The organism is Agrobacterium sp. GW821-FHT02D03 (assembly GCF_059421725.1).
This window is the reverse complement of sequence record NZ_JBWKVN010000001.1, coordinates 1,731,664-1,748,760: the sequence shown is the minus strand read 5'-3', so window position 1 is coordinate 1,748,760 and position 17,097 is coordinate 1,731,664. Positions and strand designations below refer to the sequence as shown.

Here is a 17,097-nt window from a genome sequence, read left to right as displayed (position 1 = left end):
GCGGCCCTTTTTATTGATGCTCCAGAAGTCCTTTCAAAGTCTTCAGATCCGCCAACACGGCGGCGGCATCCCGGTCGTGATCCTCTTCCGTCATCCCCGGCAGTCGTAAAACGGTGAAGGCAATTTCCGCCCCGTCACCATTCGGTGTCACCCGAAGCGCATTGTAGACTTGCATCCCATCGGGCAGCGTCACTACGTGGTCGACGACGCCAAAATCATTCGGCTCAGCAAAGCGCACGCGGACGTCTCCGAGCGGCCCTGAAGCGATCCAGTCTTTACCATCCTGTCGCAATCCACTGGCCAGACCCGCCGCCCAGCGCGGCATCCTGTTCGGATCTGAAGCAAGGGCATAGACCTCCTGCCATGGCCGATCGATTGCCAGGTGCACGATCCGTGAGATCATCGTCGCCATCATTCTTCTCCCGTCCGCAGCGCCTGCGCCACATTGTCCCGACTTGACCTAAGTCAAGGATGATGGCCCCCCGAGATGTCAAAACGCAAGGACAGAAACGGACCTTGCGATCATGAACCTTTATACCGCCCCCGACCCCGGCAATGGCTCCGAGCCTGTCGAGAGATTGAATGCCGAACCGGTCAATTCTGCGAAAAACAGGAAGCCGCTTTACGAGGCGCGCAAGAAGATTTTCCCGAAGCGGGCAGAGGGGCGGTTTCGTCGTTTCAAATGGATCGTGATGCTGATCACGCTCGGCATCTACTATCTGACACCCTGGATCCGCTGGGACCGTGGTCCCTATGCGCCCGATCAGGCGGTGCTCGTCGATATTGCCAGCAGGCGTTTCTACTTCTTCTTCATCGAAATCTGGCCGCAGGAGTTCTACTACGTTGCCGGGCTTCTGGTCATGGCAGGTTTCGGCCTCTTCCTCATCACGTCGGCAATCGGCCGCGCCTGGTGCGGCTATACCTGTCCTCAAACGGTGTGGGTCGATCTCTTCCTCGTGGTAGAGCGCGCCATCGAGGGCGACCGAAACGCGCGCATGAAGCTCGACGTCGCTCCGTGGAGCTTCGACAAGTTGCGAAAACGCGTCTCCAAGCATCTCATCTGGCTGGCGATCGGTGTGATGACGGGCGGTGCCTGGATATTCTACTTCGCCGATGCTCCGACACTGCTGAAGCATTTCATGACGGGCGAGGCGCAGATCGTCGCCTATTACACAGTGGCGATCCTGACGGCGACGACGTACGTTTTTGGTGGTCTGATGCGCGAGCAGGTGTGCACCTATATGTGCCCCTGGCCACGCATCCAGGGCGCGATGCTGGACGAGCATTCGTTGGTGGTGACCTATAATGACTGGCGCGGCGAACCCCGCTCGCGTCACACCAAAAAGGCGGTTGCCGCAGGCGAGCCGGTGGGCGACTGCGTCGATTGCAATGCCTGTGTTGCCGTCTGTCCGATGGGGATCGATATCCGCGACGGGCAGCAGATGGAGTGCATCACCTGCGCGCTGTGCATCGATGCCTGCGATGGCGTCATGGACAAGGTCGGTAAGTCGCGCGGCCTGATCGCCTATGCCACGCTTCAGGAATATGATGCGAACATGGCGCTGGCGACCGGCAATGGCGCGCATGCCATTCAGCCGAGTGCTGTCCGCAATCCAGATGGCCGCTTCGTCAATGCCATACGCCATTTCAACTGGCGGATCATTTTGCGTCCACGCACGATCTTTTACATGACAGTCTGGTGCCTTGTCGGTGTCGTCATGCTGGTGACGCTGGCCACCCGCGAGCGCCTTGCCGTCAACGTCATTCACGATCGCAATCCGCAATATGTGCTGGAATCGGATGGCTCGATCCGCAACGGATACACCGTCCGGCTTCTCAACATGATCGCGCAGCCGCGCACCATCACCTTGTCGCTGGAAGGGCTACCTGGGGCGGTGATGAAGATCAACGGTGTGGCCGATGAGCCTGCGCGAAGCTTCGACATCAAGGTAAAGCCAGACGAAGTCACAAGCCTCAAGCTCTTCGTCACCATGCCCGCCGGTGCCAACAAAACAGCAAGCGATTTCACCTTCCTCGCGTCGGACGCTGATAACTCAGAGACCGCGCACTACAAGGCCATCTTCAATGGGCCGGGAGCAAAGAAATGACGATCGAGCAACAGGAAAAGCCAGGCTTTGTCTTCACCGGCTGGCACATGCTCACTATCATGGTGCTGTTCTTCGGCACGGTGATTGCCGTCAATGTGACCATGGCGTGGAACGCCGTTTCGAGCTGGAGTGGACTTGTGGTGCAAAACACCTATGTCGCCAGCCAGCAGTTCAACGGCAAGGCGGAAGCCGCCAAGGCGCGTGCGGCAAGCGGCATCGTCGGCAAGCTCAAACTCGATGGCGATACCATCGCTTACGAGGTGACCCACCCCATCCAGGGGCCTGTCGAGACCGACGCCGTGACGCTCAATTTTCGCCGCCCGGTTGGCGAGAAACAGGATTTCTCTCTGGTTCTGGACAAACAATCGGTGAATGGATTTGCGGCCCATCACCAGTTGGCGCCAGGAGACTGGATCGTCGAGGCTGTCGCCGTGAAGGATGGCAAGATCATCGTTCATGAAGGCACCCGCATCGATATTGCCGGGGGCGTCAGATGAGCTGCTGCGCGCCTGGCACCGAAAGTGCTCTCGACCATGCGGGATTGAGAAAGGCTTTGCCGTCGTCGGAAGAGATGATGCTCGCCAGTCGTGATCTCGGGCAGGGTTTACGACAGATCGATCTCTCGGTGCCCGGCGTCTATTGTGGCACCTGCATCACCACGATCGAAACGTGTTTGAAAAGACTGCCCGAGGTTGAGCGCGCCCGCGTCAACCTGTCCTCGAAACGCGTATCCATTGTTTGGAGGGAGGAAGTCGCCGACGTTCGCACCGATCCGGGCATCCTTGCCAGGGCAGTCGCCTCAACGGGATACGAAACCCATCTCTTTACCAGTGCCGAAGAAGCCTCCGACCAACTCAGGAACCAGTTGATCCGGGCCGTCGGTCTGACGGGTTTTGCAGCCGCAAACATCATGCTGCTGTCCGTGTCGGTCTGGTCCGGCGCGGATGCTTCCACGCGCGACATGTTTCACTGGATATCCGCCCTGATCGCGGCACCTGCGCTGATCTATGGTGGCCGGTTCTTCTATCAGTCTGCCTATCGCGCTCTGAAGCATGGCCGGACCAATATGGATGTGCCGATCGCTCTTGCAATCACGCTGTCCTATGCCGTCTCAGTCTGGGAAACGATGCATAGCGGCAGCCATGCCTGGTTCGATGCGACCGTCTCGCTGCTGTTCTTTCTGCTGATCGGCCGCACGCTCGATCACGTCATGCGCGACCGCGCCCGGTCAGCCGTTGCCGGTCTTGCCAGACTGTCACCGCGCGGTGCCATGGTTCTCCTCAACGGTGGAGCGCGCGAATACCGGGCAATTGCCGAGTTGGTTCCGGGAGATACCATCCTTGTTGCAGCGGGCGAAAGGGTGCCGGTGGATGGCGTGATCTTAGCGGGCACCAGCGACCTGGACATGTCCATCGTCAACGGTGAGAGCGCCACCCGCATTGTCCAGCCAGGCGAGAGTATTCACGCGGGTACCCTGAACCTCACCGGTCCACTGACCATCAGGGCAACGGCGCTTGCGCGTGAGTCCTTCCTGGCGGAGATCATTGGCTTGATGGAAGCGGCCGAAGGGGGCAGGGCGCGTTATCGGCGCCTGGCAGATCGCGCTGCGCAATACTATTCGCCCGTGGTTCACCTTTTGGCGCTCATATCTTTCATCGCTTGGGGCGTGTTTGGCGGCGACTGGAAACAGGCGATGCTGATTGCGATTGCCGTTCTGATCATCACCTGCCCGTGTGCCCTTGGCCTTGCGGTTCCTGTCGTGCAGGTTGTTGCAGCGGGGGAACTGTTCAAGAACGGTGTCATGGTCAAGGATGGCTCGGCCATGGAGCGGCTTGCCGAGGCCAATACCGCGCTCTTCGACAAGACCGGTACATTGACGCTCGGCGAGCCCCGTCTGCTCGATATGGCGGATATGCCGGACGATGCCCTGCGGCTTGCCGCGGGCCTCGCCGCCAATTCTCGTCACCCTCTTTCCCAGGCGCTCTACGGCTCGGTTCGCGGCGCGCTCCCAGTGTTCGATGCTGTCAGCGAGATACCCGGATGCGGCGTGGAGGCGAAGACAGACAAAGGCATCTACCGGCTCGGCAACAGGCGCTTTTGTTGCCCGACCGAGGCGCCACGAAGTGATGGAGACACGGCGTCGGAGGCGGTGCTGTCACTGGAGGGTGAAGAAGTTGCCTGCTTCCGCTTCGAGGACCAGACGAGGCCCGGCACGTGCGAGACGATCAAAACCTTGCAGAGTTTCGGGTTCAGCGTAGAGATCGTCTCCGGAGACAGACCAACCGCCGTCGAGGCGTTGGCAGGCAAGCTCGGGCTTGCAAGCTGGCACGGCGGCTTCGCCCCGGCGGATAAGGCGCGGCGCTGTGAGGAGCTTGCGCGCGAAGGTCGCAAAGTGCTGATGGTGGGCGACGGGATCAACGACGCCCCGGCGCTGGCCGCAGCCCATGTGTCCATTGCTCCGGCATCGGCAGCCGACATTGGCCGCCAGGCCGCAGACTTCGTCTTCGTGCGCGAGGATCTAAGGTCTGTGGCCTTTGCTGTCGATATCTCGCGACGGGCAGGGCGGCTCATCCGGCAGAATTTTGCGCTGGCGATTGGCTATAACGTCATCGCTGTTCCGATTGCACTTGCAGGTCTCGCCACGCCCATGATTGCAGCCATTGCCATGTCGACGTCCTCGATCATCGTGGTCACTAACGCGCTTCGCCTTAGTGGCTTCGAACGGAAAGCGACACGGAAACTCGAGCAGCGAGATACAGATACTGAGGTGGTGACTGGAGCACAGATCGCATGAACATGCTGGTGTTCCTGATACCCGTCGCGTTGCTTCTCGGCGCGCTCGGTTTGTTCGCCTTCCTCTGGTCGCTCAAAAGCGGTCAGTATGAGGACATGGATGGCTCGGCTTGGCGTGCGTTGGAGGATGGCGATGACAAACCTTCCACTTGACGGCTTTGGGGGTCGGCGGCACCAAAGGTGACCGCTGTCATCAAAATTTAACCGTTTCAATTGGGTCTCACCTTGCCGTTTGAAGACTGGAGTGCCAAAACAGGCGCCATCAAATGCAAAATGGAGACACATCCGTGGAACAGGCAGAAATCGGTTTGATCGGTCTTGGCGTCATGGGCTCGAACCTGGCGCTCAACATCGCGGAAAAAGGCAACAAGATTGCCGTTTTCAACCGAACCCCGGAAGCGACGAAGAAATTTTACGCCGACGCTGGCGAATTGCAGGGACAGATCATCCCTTGCGAAACCATTGAAGACTTCGTTGCAGCCATCCGCCCGCCGCGCCCGATCATCATCATGATCAAGGCCGGCGATCCCGTCGATCAGCAGATGGAAATTCTCAAGCCCTATCTGGAAAACGGCGACATCATGATCGATGCGGGCAACGCCAACTTCCGCGACACGATCCGTCGTTTCGACACTCTGAAGGACAGCGGCCTGACCTTCATTGGCATGGGTGTTTCCGGTGGTGAAGAGGGCGCTCGCCATGGTCCGTCCATCATGGTCGGCGGCACCGAAGAGAGCTGGAAGCGCGTTGAAAAGGTGCTGACATCGATCTCGGCCAAATATGATAACGACCCTTGCGTTGCCTGGCTCGGCAATGATGGCGCGGGACATTTCGTCAAGACCATCCATAACGGCATCGAATATGCCGATATGCAGATGATCGCCGAAATTTACGGCATCTTGCGCGATGGTCTGAAGCTCAGCGCCGGCGAAATTGCCGATGTCTTCGGCAAGTGGAACAAGGGCCGCCTGAATTCCTATCTGATCGAGATCACCGAGAAGGTGCTGCGCGCCGCCGATCCCGTCACCGGCAAGCCGATGGTGGATCTGATCCTCGACAAGGCAGGTCAGAAGGGTACGGGCAAGTGGTCCGTGATCGAGGCTCAGAACATGGGTGTCGCGGCAACGGCTATCGAAGCTGCCGTCGCTGCCCGTATTCTTTCATCTCAGAAGGACGAGCGCGAAGCCGCTGAGAAAATCTTCGGCGTTCCGAAGGCACTTGCCGCTCCCGCGGACAAGCAGGCCTTCATCGACGATCTGGAAAACGCACTTCTTGCTGCAAAGATCGGGGCCTATGCGCAGGGCTTTGCCGTGATGGCTGCGGCTTCCAAGGAGTTCGACTGGGACCTGCCGATGCCCACCATCGCCCGCATCTGGCGCGCTGGCTGCATCATCCGCTCGCAGTTCCTCGATGAAATCACCTCGGCCTTCACCAAGGATCCGCATGTGGCAAACCTGATCGTGACGCCTGCCTTCTCCAAGATGGTTCAGGACACGGACGCACCGCTGCGCCATGTCGTTTCGCACGCCATCCTGTCTGGCCTGCCGGTTCCGGCTCTTGCCTCCGCACTGGGTTATTTCGACGCCTACCGCCGCGGCCGTGGCACGGCCAACCTCATTCAGGCGCAGCGCGACTTCTTCGGCGCGCATGGCTTTGAGCGGACAGACGGCGTCGACAAACCGCACGGCCCGTGGGGCAGCGGCCTCGATATCTTCTCGAAGTAATAAACAAAGGCTCGCTTCGGCGGGCCTTTCTTTTTCGGGGCGATGTACGATCTACGTGGGCTCAGGCATAATTGCCGAGGTTGACCCGACCATCGAGCTTTCAATGGATTGCCGGTCCCGACACGCGGTCGAAAATTTGGGCTCTCGTACTTTATGGAAGCGACCGACAACGCGCTGCACTGAGGTAGCGCGGCGCGTGCTAACGGCAAATTCAATGTGCGGCCTTGCCCTGGCTGGCTGCCAGCATTCTCGACGCGCTGATCACGAGTTTGCGCTCTGCTCGCTCCTGTTGCGGCGTGCGGTTGTAGATTTCGCGATAACACTTGGAAAAGTGCGAGGCCGAGACGAAGCCACAGGCGACCGCGACTTCCACGACCGGCATGGCCGATTGCACCAGAAGGTGACGCGCCCGGTCCAGCCTGATTTCGAGGTAGTAACGCGCGGGTGATCGGCCCATTTCCTGGCGGAACAATCGCTCCACCTGCCTGCGGGAAAGATCGGCACCTTCGGCAATATCGAGAAGCGAAAGAGGTTCGGAGAGATTGCTTTCCATCAACTCGATGATCGAGAGAACCTTGTCGTTCTGCACGCCAAGACGGGCGCGGAGCGGCAGGCGTTGGCGATCGTGTGGATTGCGCACACGGTCCGTCAACTGCTGTTCGCACACGCGGTTTACCAGGTTTTCGCCGAAATCCTGACCGATCAGGTTCAGCATCATGTCGAGCGAAGCCGTTCCGCCGGCACAGGTATAGATGTTGCCGTCCACTTCGTAGAGATCGGCATAGACTTCGACCTGGGGGAAAGCTTCGGAAAAACCTGGGAGATTTTCCCAGTGGATCGCACAGCGCTTGCCATTCAGCAGTCCCGCCTGGGCAAGCACATGTGCGCCCGTACAGAGACTACCGACAGCGATGCCGCGATTGTTGACTTCACGCAGCCAGGCATTGACCGACTTGTTCACATATTGATCGATGTCTATCCCGGAACAGACCAGCACCATGCTTGGGCGGTTCTCGCCGCCGATGCATTTGCGCTCTTCAGCAAGAGAGGTAGTTGCCTCGAGCGCAATACCGCTGGAGGAGGTCACCTTGAGGCCGTCAATGGAAGCAAGGCGCCATTCATAGGCGTCGTAACCGAGCATACGGTTGGCGATACGCAACGTTTCCACAGCTGCCGTAAACGGAAGCATGGTGAACTGAGGAACCATAAAAAATACGATTGAACGTTTCTTGGGAGTTTTGCTCATGACGACCATGCCCCATTTTGCGGAAAAGCAATTTCTTGCTTGGAAACTATCATCTGTATGTTCTGAATGCGACGGCCTGAAGGAGAAATACGACGCGGGTTCGTCCACGTCAAAAAAACAATCCGTGAGACCGGCTTGACAAACAGCAATATCTGATTTGCGACATGCCGTTTCGAGATATTTTGCATTTTATTAATATTGTTTTCAATTTTGTCCCGCATGCTCTCATCAATGTCGCCGAATTGCGCGTTCTGTTGGAAAGATGGAATGGCGGACGTCGAAGCCACCGCCACCCATCGGGTGCCACAGCACGTGAACCGCCAAGTCTTGTGTCTGGCGGTCCAGGCTTAAAGCGGAGTATTGCGTATGCAGGAAGCTGGCGTGACGGTATTGGTTGTAGAAGACGAACCAATCATTCGATTTGCCCTTGTGGATGCCTTGGAAGAGAAGGGCTACCGCGTTTTGGAAGCATCCAATGTGCTCGAAGCCGTGGGTGTGATCGGCAAGAACGAGCAGATCGCTGCCGTGGTGACGGATATCGATATGCCGGGCGGCTTGTCCGGCCTCGATCTCGTCGAGACACTAGACAAGTCTCAACATCACATTGCAGTCGTGGTCACCTCCGGGGGACATGCATCTGAAAGCTTGGACCTTCCGGCAGATGCCCGCTTCTTCAGCAAGCCCTATCATTTCGACGACATTCTCTTCGCCGTGCGCTCCGCTATCGCCGCCAAGGCAAAGCTGTTGAAGAAGCGTCGCGGTTTGCGCCTCGTCGGCGCCGCGGCACGCTGACCCTGAGAGGTGCGCACCGTTCGGCTGACGACCGGTCTTGCCCGTAAAGAAAAAGCCGGAGGGTCACTCCGGCTTTCATTCTCACATCAGACTTTGTGATCGATGACTACGCGGCGCGCAGCAAGACCAGGCTCCGGGCTTCCATCGTATAGTTCTGCGCGTTGGCGATCTGGTTGCCGGTCACGGTTGGGTCAGCTGTGGTCAGCTCCGTCGTCCAGCCATGCTCGACTTCGGGAAGCTTGAACTCGACATCGCCCTCATGCGGATTGAAGAGAATGAGGACATCATTCCATTCGTCACCTTCCGGGCCGCCCTCTCGGGTCATGCGCAGCCCGAGCGATGTGCTTCCCGCGTCCGCCCAATGTTCCGGCGTCTGCTCTCCACCGCCTGGGTTCAGCCAGGTCACATGCGTGCCGTCATGCCAGCTGTCGCGACGAAGCACGGAATGGGTCTGCCTTAGCTCGATCAGGCGGCGGGTGAACTCGCGCAGCGTCTCGGCGCTTTCCGGCAGACCTTCCCAGTGCACCCAGCTTAGATCGCTATCCTGGCAATAGCCGTTGTTGTTGCCCATCTGGCTGCGGCCGAACTCGTCGCCGGCAAGGATCATTGGCGTGCCGTGCGAAAGCAGAAGCGTTGCGAGGAAATTGCGCTTCTGGCGATCACGAACGGCGGTGATGCCTTCATCGTCCGTCGGGCCTTCAACGCCGTAGTTGAAGCTACGATTGTCGCTGTGACCGTCCTTGTTGTCTTCGCCGTTCGCCTCGTTGTGCTTCTCGTTGTAGGAGACGAGGTCGTTCAGGGTGAAGCCGTCATGCGCAGTGATGAAGTTCACACTTGCCCAGGTCTTGCGGCCGCGAAGATCGTAGACGTCGCCGGAACCAAGAACGCGCGCGGCAAAATCGCCGGCCGTGCCATCCTCATCCTTCCAGTATTCGCGCACCGTGTCGCGATACTTGTCGTTCCATTCTGCCCAGCCGGGCGGGAAGCCGCCGACCTGATAACCGCCAGGGCCGATGTCCCAGGGCTCGCCCACGAGCTTCAGGCGAGACAGCACCGGATCCTGGCCGACAGCATCGAAGAAACCGCTGCGCTGATCGAACCCTTCCGGCTCGCGACCCAGAATAGTGCCAAGGTCGAAGCGGAAGCCGTCGACATGCATATCTTCGGCCCAGTAGCGCAGCGAGTCCGTCACCATCTGCAGCACGCGCGGGTGAGAGGTATTGACGGTGTTTCCCGTTCCCGTGTCGTTGATGTAATAGCGGGGCTGATCGGGCAGCGTGCGGTAATAGGAGAAATTGTCGATCCCCTTGAAGGAGAGGGTCGGCCCAAGCTCGTTGCCTTCTGCCGTGTGGTTATAGACCACGTCGAGAATGACTTCGATGCCGCCATCGTGGAAGGCCCGCACCATATCACGGAAGCCTGCCATGGCACGGGGGCCGTAGTAACGCGATGCCGGTGCAAAGAAGGCAAGGGAGTTGTATCCCCAGAAGTTCTTCAGACCCTTGTCGAGCAGATGCGAATCGTCGGGGAAGTAGTGGATCGGGAGAAGCTCGATCGACGTGATGCCGAGGCTTTTGATGTAGGAAACGACATCCTTGTGGCCGAGCCCTTCATAGGTGCCCTTGAGCTCCTCGGGAAGAGCAGGGTGCAGCTTTGTGAAGCCCTTGACGTGCGTTTCGTAGAAGATGGTCTTCGACCACGGAATGTTCGGGCGCTTGTCGCCGCTCCAGTCGTAATCCTTGGGATCGATCACGCGGCACTTGGGCATCTTGGACGCGCTGTCGGCCTCGTTGAAGGACAGATCCTTCTCCTCGCTGTTCAGGTCGTAGCCGAACTGCTCCTGGCCCCATTGGATGTCGCCCACCAGTTCGCGCGCGTAAGGGTCGACCAGCAGCTTGTTGGGGTTGAAGCGGTGGCCATTTTCCGGATCATAGGGACCATGGACGCGATATCCGTAAAGGGCGCCGGGCTTCAGTCCCGGAACATAGCCGTGCCAGATTTCGTTGGTGAACTCAGGCAGTGTGATGCGCTCGATTTCGGTGTTGCCCGTCTCATCGAAAAGACAAAGTTCGACCCGTTGTGCACATGCGCTGAAGATTGCAAAATTTACGCCGTCGCCATCGAAATTGGCGCCCAGACGCGTGAAATCGCCGGGCTGAATGCTAGAGCCGAACTTGGACATTGGTTTCCTCTTGATGAAGTGACCGAGTGAAACTGGCTTGTCTGTGGTTTGTTCCGCAGCGCAAAAAAATGGCCCGCCGGAATATCCTGGCGAGCCTTTTACTCATTTATCTCGACGCAGCGTCGACAGCATTTGGTCACTTGCGGATGGTGTCGTTGGCAGGCCATCCAATGTCCTTCAATGTGTCTGCGGGCAGGCTCTCGAGAATGCGCAGGTTGCGTCTGCGTTGCCAGGAAGCACGAAGCTCGAACCCAGCGGTGACCGCGCGGGACAGCCAGGATGGCGGGCGCAGCCGAAGCCAGCTACCGGTCTCCTCATGCAGGATTATCATAGTCATTTTTAACGCTCCTTCCTTTTTGTTTCAGCGTCTGTCGTGAATGCGACACGACACCTATGCGCTTGCCAAAATCATCAATCAATCGAATGACAGTGATGGCATCCATGACATTTTGTGTTGCTTTATTCCGATTGCAGGTGCGATCGTTTCTGCATGTGAGGAAGAATGGACGTCACTTGACATTCAATCAAACGAAATGATATCGATCTATCATTCAGAAAAATTGACGGACACAGTCATGACTGTTTCATTTCGCCAGCCTCTTCCCTTGCTCGATAACGATATCCTCCGCACCTTCGTCGCGATCGCCGAGACGGGCAATTTTTCGACGGCTGCCGAGGCGGTTTTTCGAACGCCCTCCGCAGTGTCCATGCAGATCAAGAAGCTCGAAGAGCAGTTGAAGACGACGCTCTTCCTGCGAGATGCACGTTCGGTAACGTTGACCGCACATGGCGAGACCCTGCTGACCTATGCCAGACGAATGATCGCGCTGTCGAACGAGGCCGTGTCTCGCTTCGTCATGCCGGAACTGTCCGGCGTCGTGAAGCTGGGTGCGCCAGATGATCTCGGTCAGCGCGGATTGCTGCCCGGCATCCTCAAGCGCTTTGCAGAAGCTTTTCCCGCAATCATGGTGGACGTCACGATCGACTCCAGTTCGCAACTCTACAAGCGCATCGATGAGCAGCGGCTTGATCTGGCGCTGGTCAATTGCGCCTCCCATCCCTTGCGCGATACCGGCGAAGTCTTAATGCGGGAACGGCTGGTCTGGGCGGGTGCAAAATGCGGCACCGCGCATTTGCGCGAGCCATTGCCGATCTCGATCTGGGAGGATGGCTGCATCTGGCGCTCGGAGGCGATCAACGCGCTGGATAAGCGCAATCGTCCGTACCGGGTTGCCTATCTCAGCGGTCACACGATGGCACAAAGAGCGGCAATCGAAGCCGATCTGGCGATTGCGCCGCTTCCGCGCTCCTATGTCCATAACGACATGGTCATTCTTGGAGAGAAGGAGGGACTGCCGCCGCTTGGCAGTTTCGATATCCGCCTGATCATGAACGACAAAGTGTCCCGTCCGATCCAGGCCGTTGCAGACAGTATTCGCAATGCGTTTCGCGATGTCGCGCAGGTTGGCGCAGATCGTGGGTGAAATAGGTTGCGCCCTCACGTTTTTTTGAAAACGCGTGGAACCTCAAGAAGCTTGCGGCGTTTTTCGTGCGTCACGGATCACGCCTGCAGGTGCAGGCTCAAGGGGAGTTTTGAAATATGACGACACGTGCACTCGCAACCGTTGCTGCCATTCTCGTTACGGTCGCTAGCCTTAGCTCTTGCGGCAACACAATTCGCGGCGTCGGCCGTGACACAGCGAATGCCGTGGATGCAACGCAGGATGCAGGACGCAGCGTGGACCGCGCAGCGCGCCGTTGACACGATCATGGCACCGCCGCGTGCCTTAGGTTGACGAAGATGATGAAGCCGACGAGCAATCGTCGGCTTTTCTGTTTTCAACAAGTACCAAGCTGGCTTTTCAAGCGTGTCGCGATCTTTCAGATTCGCTCCTCACGCTTTCGATTCCTGTATTGTCGCATGTCGTTATCGCAAGACCGCTTCGCACTCTTGCGCGACTTGCTTCAGGCCGCTTTTTTAGCCGGCTTCGTAGCGACGGCCTTTGCACTCGCAGCCTTGGCGGATTTGGCCGCAGCGGTCTTTGCAGGAACGAGGCTTAGGACGTCGAGAGCAAGCGCCTGCGCATTCTCACACGCCTTGTCCAGGTTGCTGACGCGCTCCGGATCCATCATATGCGGGGCACCGCCGGTCACGAACATATCGCGATAGGCAGCGCGTTCTACCAAAGGCGTTCCCATCACGTGCACCATCTTCTCCGCCAGCAAAGACTTCACAGCCTGCATGGAGCGGGTGGTGATGATTGGGCTGATGCGCGTCAGAATGACCGAATGCGGAATATGGATGTCACAACGCTCGGCAAGGTCCTTCAGAAGACCGAGAACTTCGGCGCCGCCCATAGCATCCATGGCGCAGCCCTGCACAGGAATAAGCACGTGGTTGGCAAAACCGATGGCCTTCGCCATGAGCGGTGACCGCCCGCCGGGAAGATCGACGATAACATAACCGCCGCGCTTCTTGCTGCTCTTGATATGGCCTTCGATGGTATCATCGCTCACGTCCGAAATGACGGAAAGGTTTTTCTGGGCTTTCGTCAGCCCGTACCATCTGGACGTCCACTGTTGCGGATCCGCATCCAGCAACGTGACGCGGTGTCCCAGTCGGGCAAGCTCGCTGGCAATGATGACGGCAGCCGTCGTTTTTCCCGCTCCGCCTTTGGTATTTGCAAATGTAATGACTGGCACTGTCTGAACCCCTGATCTTGTGTTCGAGCCGTATCATCGCCCGCAATCGACAACCGCTTCATCATAAAACGGAACGTGTTTTCTTATTTGATTGTAGTGCTACGGCCTCAATTCAGGCGGAAAGTCCGTCTGGAAAGAAGGTGGCCTCGTCTCAGATCTTCTGAATCTCGCTTATGCGGCGCACCGGCGCCCACCCAATAGAAACGATGATTCTTTGCTTCCGCCAAGGGAAAATATGCGCCGCTTTGTAATATATTTTTTGTCATTGCTTCTCGCAACACAAGCACGCGGTAGTGAATTACCTTCCTACTGTCTCAGAATGGAACACGCCGGCGCGGCCTATACCGTTTGCAGCTTTGACCCGAGCAAAGTCGATATCCGGCTTTTTAGCCGTGACGACGTCACGGGCGCCTCCTATGGCGGCTTCGCTGCATTGTCGTCGGCCCTGTGGCGGCAGCATCAATTCATCGTCTTCGCCATGAATGGCGGCATGTACCACCGCGATCTCTCGCCAGTCGGGCTCTACATAGACAACAAGATCGAGAAGACACCGATCAGCACTGCCGGGGGCTGGGGCAATTTCCACATGCAGCCGAATGGCGTTTTCTTCATTGCCGACGGGAAAGCAGGCGTGCGCGAAACCAGCGCTTACCTGAATGCCAATCTCAAACCCGATCTTGCCACGCAATCAGGCCCGATGCTCGTCATCGATGGAAAACTCCATCCGCGCTTCCTTGCCGACAGCGACAGTTTCAAACGCCGAAACGGCGTCGGCGTCTCATCCGACGGCATCGTCCATTTCGTCATCTCGGAAGACCCGGTGCGCTTCTATGATTTCGCCACGCTGTTCCGCGACAGACTGAAGACCGACAACGCTCTTTATCTGGATGGCACGATCTCGAGCGTCGATATTCCCGCGGCGGGCAGGCGCGATAGTCTTTTCCCCATGGGCCCGATCATCGCTGTCGTGGAACGGGTACCGGACTTATAAAGGTGACTTGGGATAGGCTTTTTCAAGCCCGCCGGATTTGGCGAGCCCGCTTTTAAACGCATTATAGGCGGGGTGCTGGCTGCTCTTGGCCACCTCGTGAAGGCGGATCTGCAGGCGGGCAGGGGCATTGTCACCAAACCATCTGCCGCATTTTTCCAGCTTCAGAGCATTCAGAAAACGCGACTGAGATTCTCTGTCTAAAAAGACGAGAAGGCCTTCCAGCAGCGCTTCGTCTTGCTGTGGATTTTCTAAGAGAAGTCTCAACCAGGCCTCGTCGTCTGCGCTCAGCGTCGCAATCTTCGAGGCCACGGTATCCCGGTCTGGAAAGGCTGATGAAGCGCTCTGCATGATTCCCCGCTCTGCTTGAGTGTCCTTCCGGTAGTGCAGAGATTGATGCTTTTCAAGCAGTCTTTGCGGCCTCGTGCAGTGCGCCAAGCTGAGCACCTCTTCAACGACAGATCAGCTACCAAAAGTAAGGCGTGTCTTGTAGCATTTACACTCGTGTCCGAATTGAGGTCACAAAGCTGACAGCACCTCGCTGACCATCGTCAATTAAGCGCTTGTTTTTTCACATACCTATGCGCTGGACGTATGGCAGGTCACAGGATTCGCCTTGGTTTAGCCTCTTTTTGCATTTGCGTTCGTCATACATTTTTAATAAATGGTTGCGCAACGGGGCGTGCTGCAAGAGCCGCCCGAAGAGTGAACACGCTGGAGTCATCATGGAAGAAACCGCTCAGAAATCCTGCTGGGGTGTTACGTTACGGGCACTTGCAGGCTTCGCTGCTTTTCTCGCATTGACCTATCTTTTTGGTACACCGTAAGCATCTCACTTTTTAAAAAGTTTTTTCGCAAAACAGCGCGGCCTCTCCCAAGAGCCGCGTTGTTTTCGTCTGGCGATACCGCTTGAGCGCCGTGCGTCCCTTTGGACGCACAGAGGACGCTCCATCGTTTCAGAATCCACGCATCGCGCTTTCCCGAAATCGGTCCCGATTTCGGGTCGCTGCTGTCCTTGCCACAGCGCTACCGACACAGTTTTGGCCGCTTTTTGATATGGTTCGTGCCGTGTGCTTCCGATAGAGTCGCGCCAATAGGTCTATACATAGGGCATCCCAGAATGTTTCTTTCCGTCTTCGACGTGTTCAAAATCGGCATCGGACCTTCCAGCTCCCACACAATGGGACCCATGTCGGCTGCCAACCGCTTTCTTGAACTGATCCTGTCGGATGACTGGCCCCGGCCTTCAGGCGCAGCAGTATCTGCCATCAAGGTCAGCCTGCACGGCTCGCTGGCCTTCACGGGCATCGGCCATGGATCGGGCAAGGCTGTTGTCTTGGGCCTGACGGGCGAGAAGCCGGATCAGGTCGATCCGGATGCCATGGACGGGATTATCGCTGAGGTGGAGCGCACGGGCCTTGTGAAGCCGGCAGGTCATCCGTCCTATGCCTTTCGTCCGAACGAAGATCTCGTATTCGACAAGAAGAACCCGCTTCCCGGCCACGCCAATGGCATGAGCTTCTCTGCCTATGACAATCAGGGCAGGATGCTTTTGAAGCGCATCTATTACTCCGTCGGTGGCGGCTTCGTTGTCACTGACACCGAACTCGACGCCATGCGCCAGCGCGGAAAGACGGTCGATAACGGTCCCAAGGTGCCTTATCCCTTTGCTACCGCAAAGGAGATGTTGGACATGGCAGCGCGCTCTGGCCGCACCATCGCCCAGATGAAGCGCGCCAATGAAGAGACGGTTATGAGCCGCGACGTGCTGAATAGCCGGCTTGACCAGATCTGGGATGCCATGAACGGCTGTATCGAACGCGGACTGAAGGGCGAAGGAATCATGCCGGGCGGGCTTAAGGTTCGCCGTCGCGCGCGTTCTATCCACGACAAACTGAATGCCGAATGGCGCAGCAACCGGCTGAACCCGGTTCTCGCCAACGACTGGCTGAGCGTTTACGCCATGGCGGTGAATGAAGAGAACGCAGTCGGCGGTCGTGTCGTGACCGCTCCGACCAATGGAGCGGCAGGTGTCGTGCCCGCCACTGTTCGCTATTTCCGCCACTTCCATGAGGATGCCTCGGTCGACGACGTTCGTGACTTCCTGCTGACGGCAGCGGCGATCGGAGGGATCATCAAGCACAATGCGTCGATTTCCGGCGCTGAAGTGGGCTGTCAGGGGGAGGTGGGCTCCGCGGCGGCTATGGCGGCGGCGGGTCTTGCTGCGGTGATGGGCGGCTCGCCGGCACAGGTGGAAAATGCTGCGGAGATCGCGCTTGAGCACCATCTAGGTATGACATGCGATCCGGTTGCTGGTCTGGTGCAGGTGCCCTGCATCGAACGCAACGCGCTTGGCGCGGTGAAAGCCGTGACGGCTGCCTCGCTCGCGTTGAAGGGGGATGGAGAACATTTCGTGCCGCTCGACGCCTGTATCGAAACCATGCGCCAGACCGGCAATGACATGAGCGAGAAATACAAGGAAACCTCCACCGGCGGCCTCGCCGTCAATGTCGTGGAATGTTGATACTTGATGGCGCGATTGTTTGACGGGCGCTTGACGC

Annotated in this window: 17 protein-coding genes; 10 read left to right on the top strand and 7 right to left on the bottom strand. The window is 57.9% G+C overall.

Annotation, left to right across the window (positions count from 1 at the left end; translation table 11 throughout):
- Nucleotides 1-10: 10 nt before the first annotated feature.
- Nucleotides 11-412 (bottom strand): SRPBCC family protein, encoded by a 402-nt coding sequence (locus tag AC07U5_RS08195; RefSeq protein WP_494722734.1) that lies wholly within the window; start codon nucleotides 410-412, stop codon nucleotides 11-13.
- A gap of 112 nt (nucleotides 413-524) precedes the next feature.
- Between AC07U5_RS08195 and ccoG the strand changes: the two genes are divergently transcribed.
- The 5 genes from ccoG (at nucleotide 525) to gnd (ending at nucleotide 6,625) form a co-directional block, all read left to right on the top strand.
- Nucleotides 525-2,108, top strand: a complete 1,584-nt coding sequence (gene ccoG, locus AC07U5_RS08190) for a cytochrome c oxidase accessory protein CcoG (protein WP_494722733.1) — start codon at nucleotides 525-527, stop codon at nucleotides 2,106-2,108.
- Nucleotides 2,105-2,605, top strand: a complete 501-nt coding sequence (locus tag AC07U5_RS08185) for a FixH family protein (RefSeq protein ID WP_494722732.1) — start codon at nucleotides 2,105-2,107, stop codon at nucleotides 2,603-2,605. The genes ccoG and AC07U5_RS08185 overlap by 4 nt, the downstream gene beginning before the upstream one ends.
- On the top strand, nucleotides 2,602-4,902 hold the full coding sequence (locus tag AC07U5_RS08180; protein ID WP_494722731.1) for a cation-translocating P-type ATPase: 2,301 nt from the start codon (nucleotides 2,602-2,604) through the stop codon (nucleotides 4,900-4,902). Before AC07U5_RS08185 ends, AC07U5_RS08180 begins: the two co-directional genes overlap by 4 nt.
- On the top strand, nucleotides 4,899-5,054 hold the full coding sequence (gene ccoS, locus AC07U5_RS08175) for a cbb3-type cytochrome oxidase assembly protein CcoS (RefSeq protein ID WP_113179613.1): 156 nt from the start codon (nucleotides 4,899-4,901) through the stop codon (nucleotides 5,052-5,054). The genes AC07U5_RS08180 and ccoS overlap by 4 nt, the downstream gene beginning before the upstream one ends.
- Before the next feature lie 134 nt (nucleotides 5,055-5,188).
- The gene (gene gnd, locus AC07U5_RS08170) at nucleotides 5,189-6,625 is read left to right on the top strand and encodes an NADP-dependent phosphogluconate dehydrogenase (RefSeq protein WP_494722730.1); all 1,437 of its coding nucleotides are present in this window, start codon (nucleotides 5,189-5,191) and stop codon (nucleotides 6,623-6,625) included.
- A gap of 211 nt (nucleotides 6,626-6,836) precedes the next feature.
- Here gnd and AC07U5_RS08165 read toward each other — a convergent pair whose 3' ends face one another.
- Entirely contained in the window at nucleotides 6,837-7,871 is a 1,035-nt protein-coding gene (locus AC07U5_RS08165) for a GlxA family transcriptional regulator (protein WP_494722729.1), read from the bottom strand.
- Nucleotides 7,868-8,158 carry a hypothetical protein gene (locus AC07U5_RS08160; protein WP_156380009.1) on the bottom strand — a complete coding sequence of 97 codons (291 nt, stop codon included), beginning with the start codon at nucleotides 8,156-8,158 and terminating at the stop codon, nucleotides 7,868-7,870. Before AC07U5_RS08160 ends, AC07U5_RS08165 begins: the two co-directional genes overlap by 4 nt.
- A gap of 94 nt (nucleotides 8,159-8,252) precedes the next feature.
- On the opposite strand from AC07U5_RS08160, the gene AC07U5_RS08155 reads away from it, so the two are divergent.
- A complete protein-coding gene (locus AC07U5_RS08155; RefSeq protein ID WP_246666337.1) occupies nucleotides 8,253-8,663 on the top strand; it encodes a response regulator in 411 nt (136 codons plus the stop codon).
- 106 nt (nucleotides 8,664-8,769) lie between these two features.
- Here AC07U5_RS08155 and glgX read toward each other — a convergent pair whose 3' ends face one another.
- Nucleotides 8,770-10,845, bottom strand: coding sequence for a glycogen debranching protein GlgX (gene glgX / locus AC07U5_RS08150; RefSeq protein WP_494722728.1), 2,076 nt, complete (start codon nucleotides 10,843-10,845; stop codon nucleotides 8,770-8,772).
- Nucleotides 10,846-10,981: 136 nt separating this feature from the next.
- Nucleotides 10,982-11,182 carry a hypothetical protein gene (locus AC07U5_RS08145; RefSeq protein WP_443264209.1) on the bottom strand — a complete coding sequence of 67 codons (201 nt, stop codon included), beginning with the start codon at nucleotides 11,180-11,182 and terminating at the stop codon, nucleotides 10,982-10,984.
- A gap of 196 nt (nucleotides 11,183-11,378) precedes the next feature.
- On the opposite strand from AC07U5_RS08145, the gene AC07U5_RS08140 reads away from it, so the two are divergent.
- Together AC07U5_RS08140 and AC07U5_RS08135 are read left to right on the top strand one after the other, a co-directional pair.
- Nucleotides 11,379-12,329, top strand: coding sequence for a LysR family transcriptional regulator (locus AC07U5_RS08140; protein WP_440611975.1), 951 nt, complete (start codon nucleotides 11,379-11,381; stop codon nucleotides 12,327-12,329).
- A gap of 116 nt (nucleotides 12,330-12,445) precedes the next feature.
- Complete coding sequence (locus AC07U5_RS08135; protein WP_062425379.1) at nucleotides 12,446-12,607, top strand: entericidin domain-containing protein; 162 nt, start codon at nucleotides 12,446-12,448, stop codon at nucleotides 12,605-12,607.
- Between the two features lie 203 nt (nucleotides 12,608-12,810).
- Here the strand turns inward: AC07U5_RS08135 and AC07U5_RS08130 are convergent, their stop codons facing one another.
- Nucleotides 12,811-13,548: an AAA family ATPase gene (locus AC07U5_RS08130; RefSeq protein WP_494722727.1), complete on the bottom strand. Its 738-nt coding sequence runs from the start codon at nucleotides 13,546-13,548 to the stop codon at nucleotides 12,811-12,813.
- Between the two features lie 235 nt (nucleotides 13,549-13,783).
- Here AC07U5_RS08130 and AC07U5_RS08125 point away from each other — a divergent pair, with 235 nt between their 5' ends.
- Nucleotides 13,784-14,539: a phosphodiester glycosidase family protein gene (locus tag AC07U5_RS08125; protein ID WP_494722726.1), complete on the top strand. Its 756-nt coding sequence runs from the start codon at nucleotides 13,784-13,786 to the stop codon at nucleotides 14,537-14,539.
- Here the strand turns inward: AC07U5_RS08125 and AC07U5_RS08120 are convergent.
- Entirely contained in the window at nucleotides 14,534-14,887 is a 354-nt protein-coding gene (locus AC07U5_RS08120; RefSeq protein WP_494722725.1) for a hypothetical protein, read from the bottom strand. The two genes, AC07U5_RS08125 and AC07U5_RS08120, sit on opposite strands and share 6 nt — an antisense overlap.
- Before the next feature lie 769 nt (nucleotides 14,888-15,656).
- Here AC07U5_RS08120 and AC07U5_RS08115 point away from each other — a divergent pair.
- Nucleotides 15,657-17,060, top strand: a complete 1,404-nt coding sequence (locus AC07U5_RS08115) for an L-serine ammonia-lyase (protein WP_335322579.1) — start codon at nucleotides 15,657-15,659, stop codon at nucleotides 17,058-17,060.
- The last annotated feature ends 37 nt before the right edge of the window (nucleotides 17,061-17,097 follow it).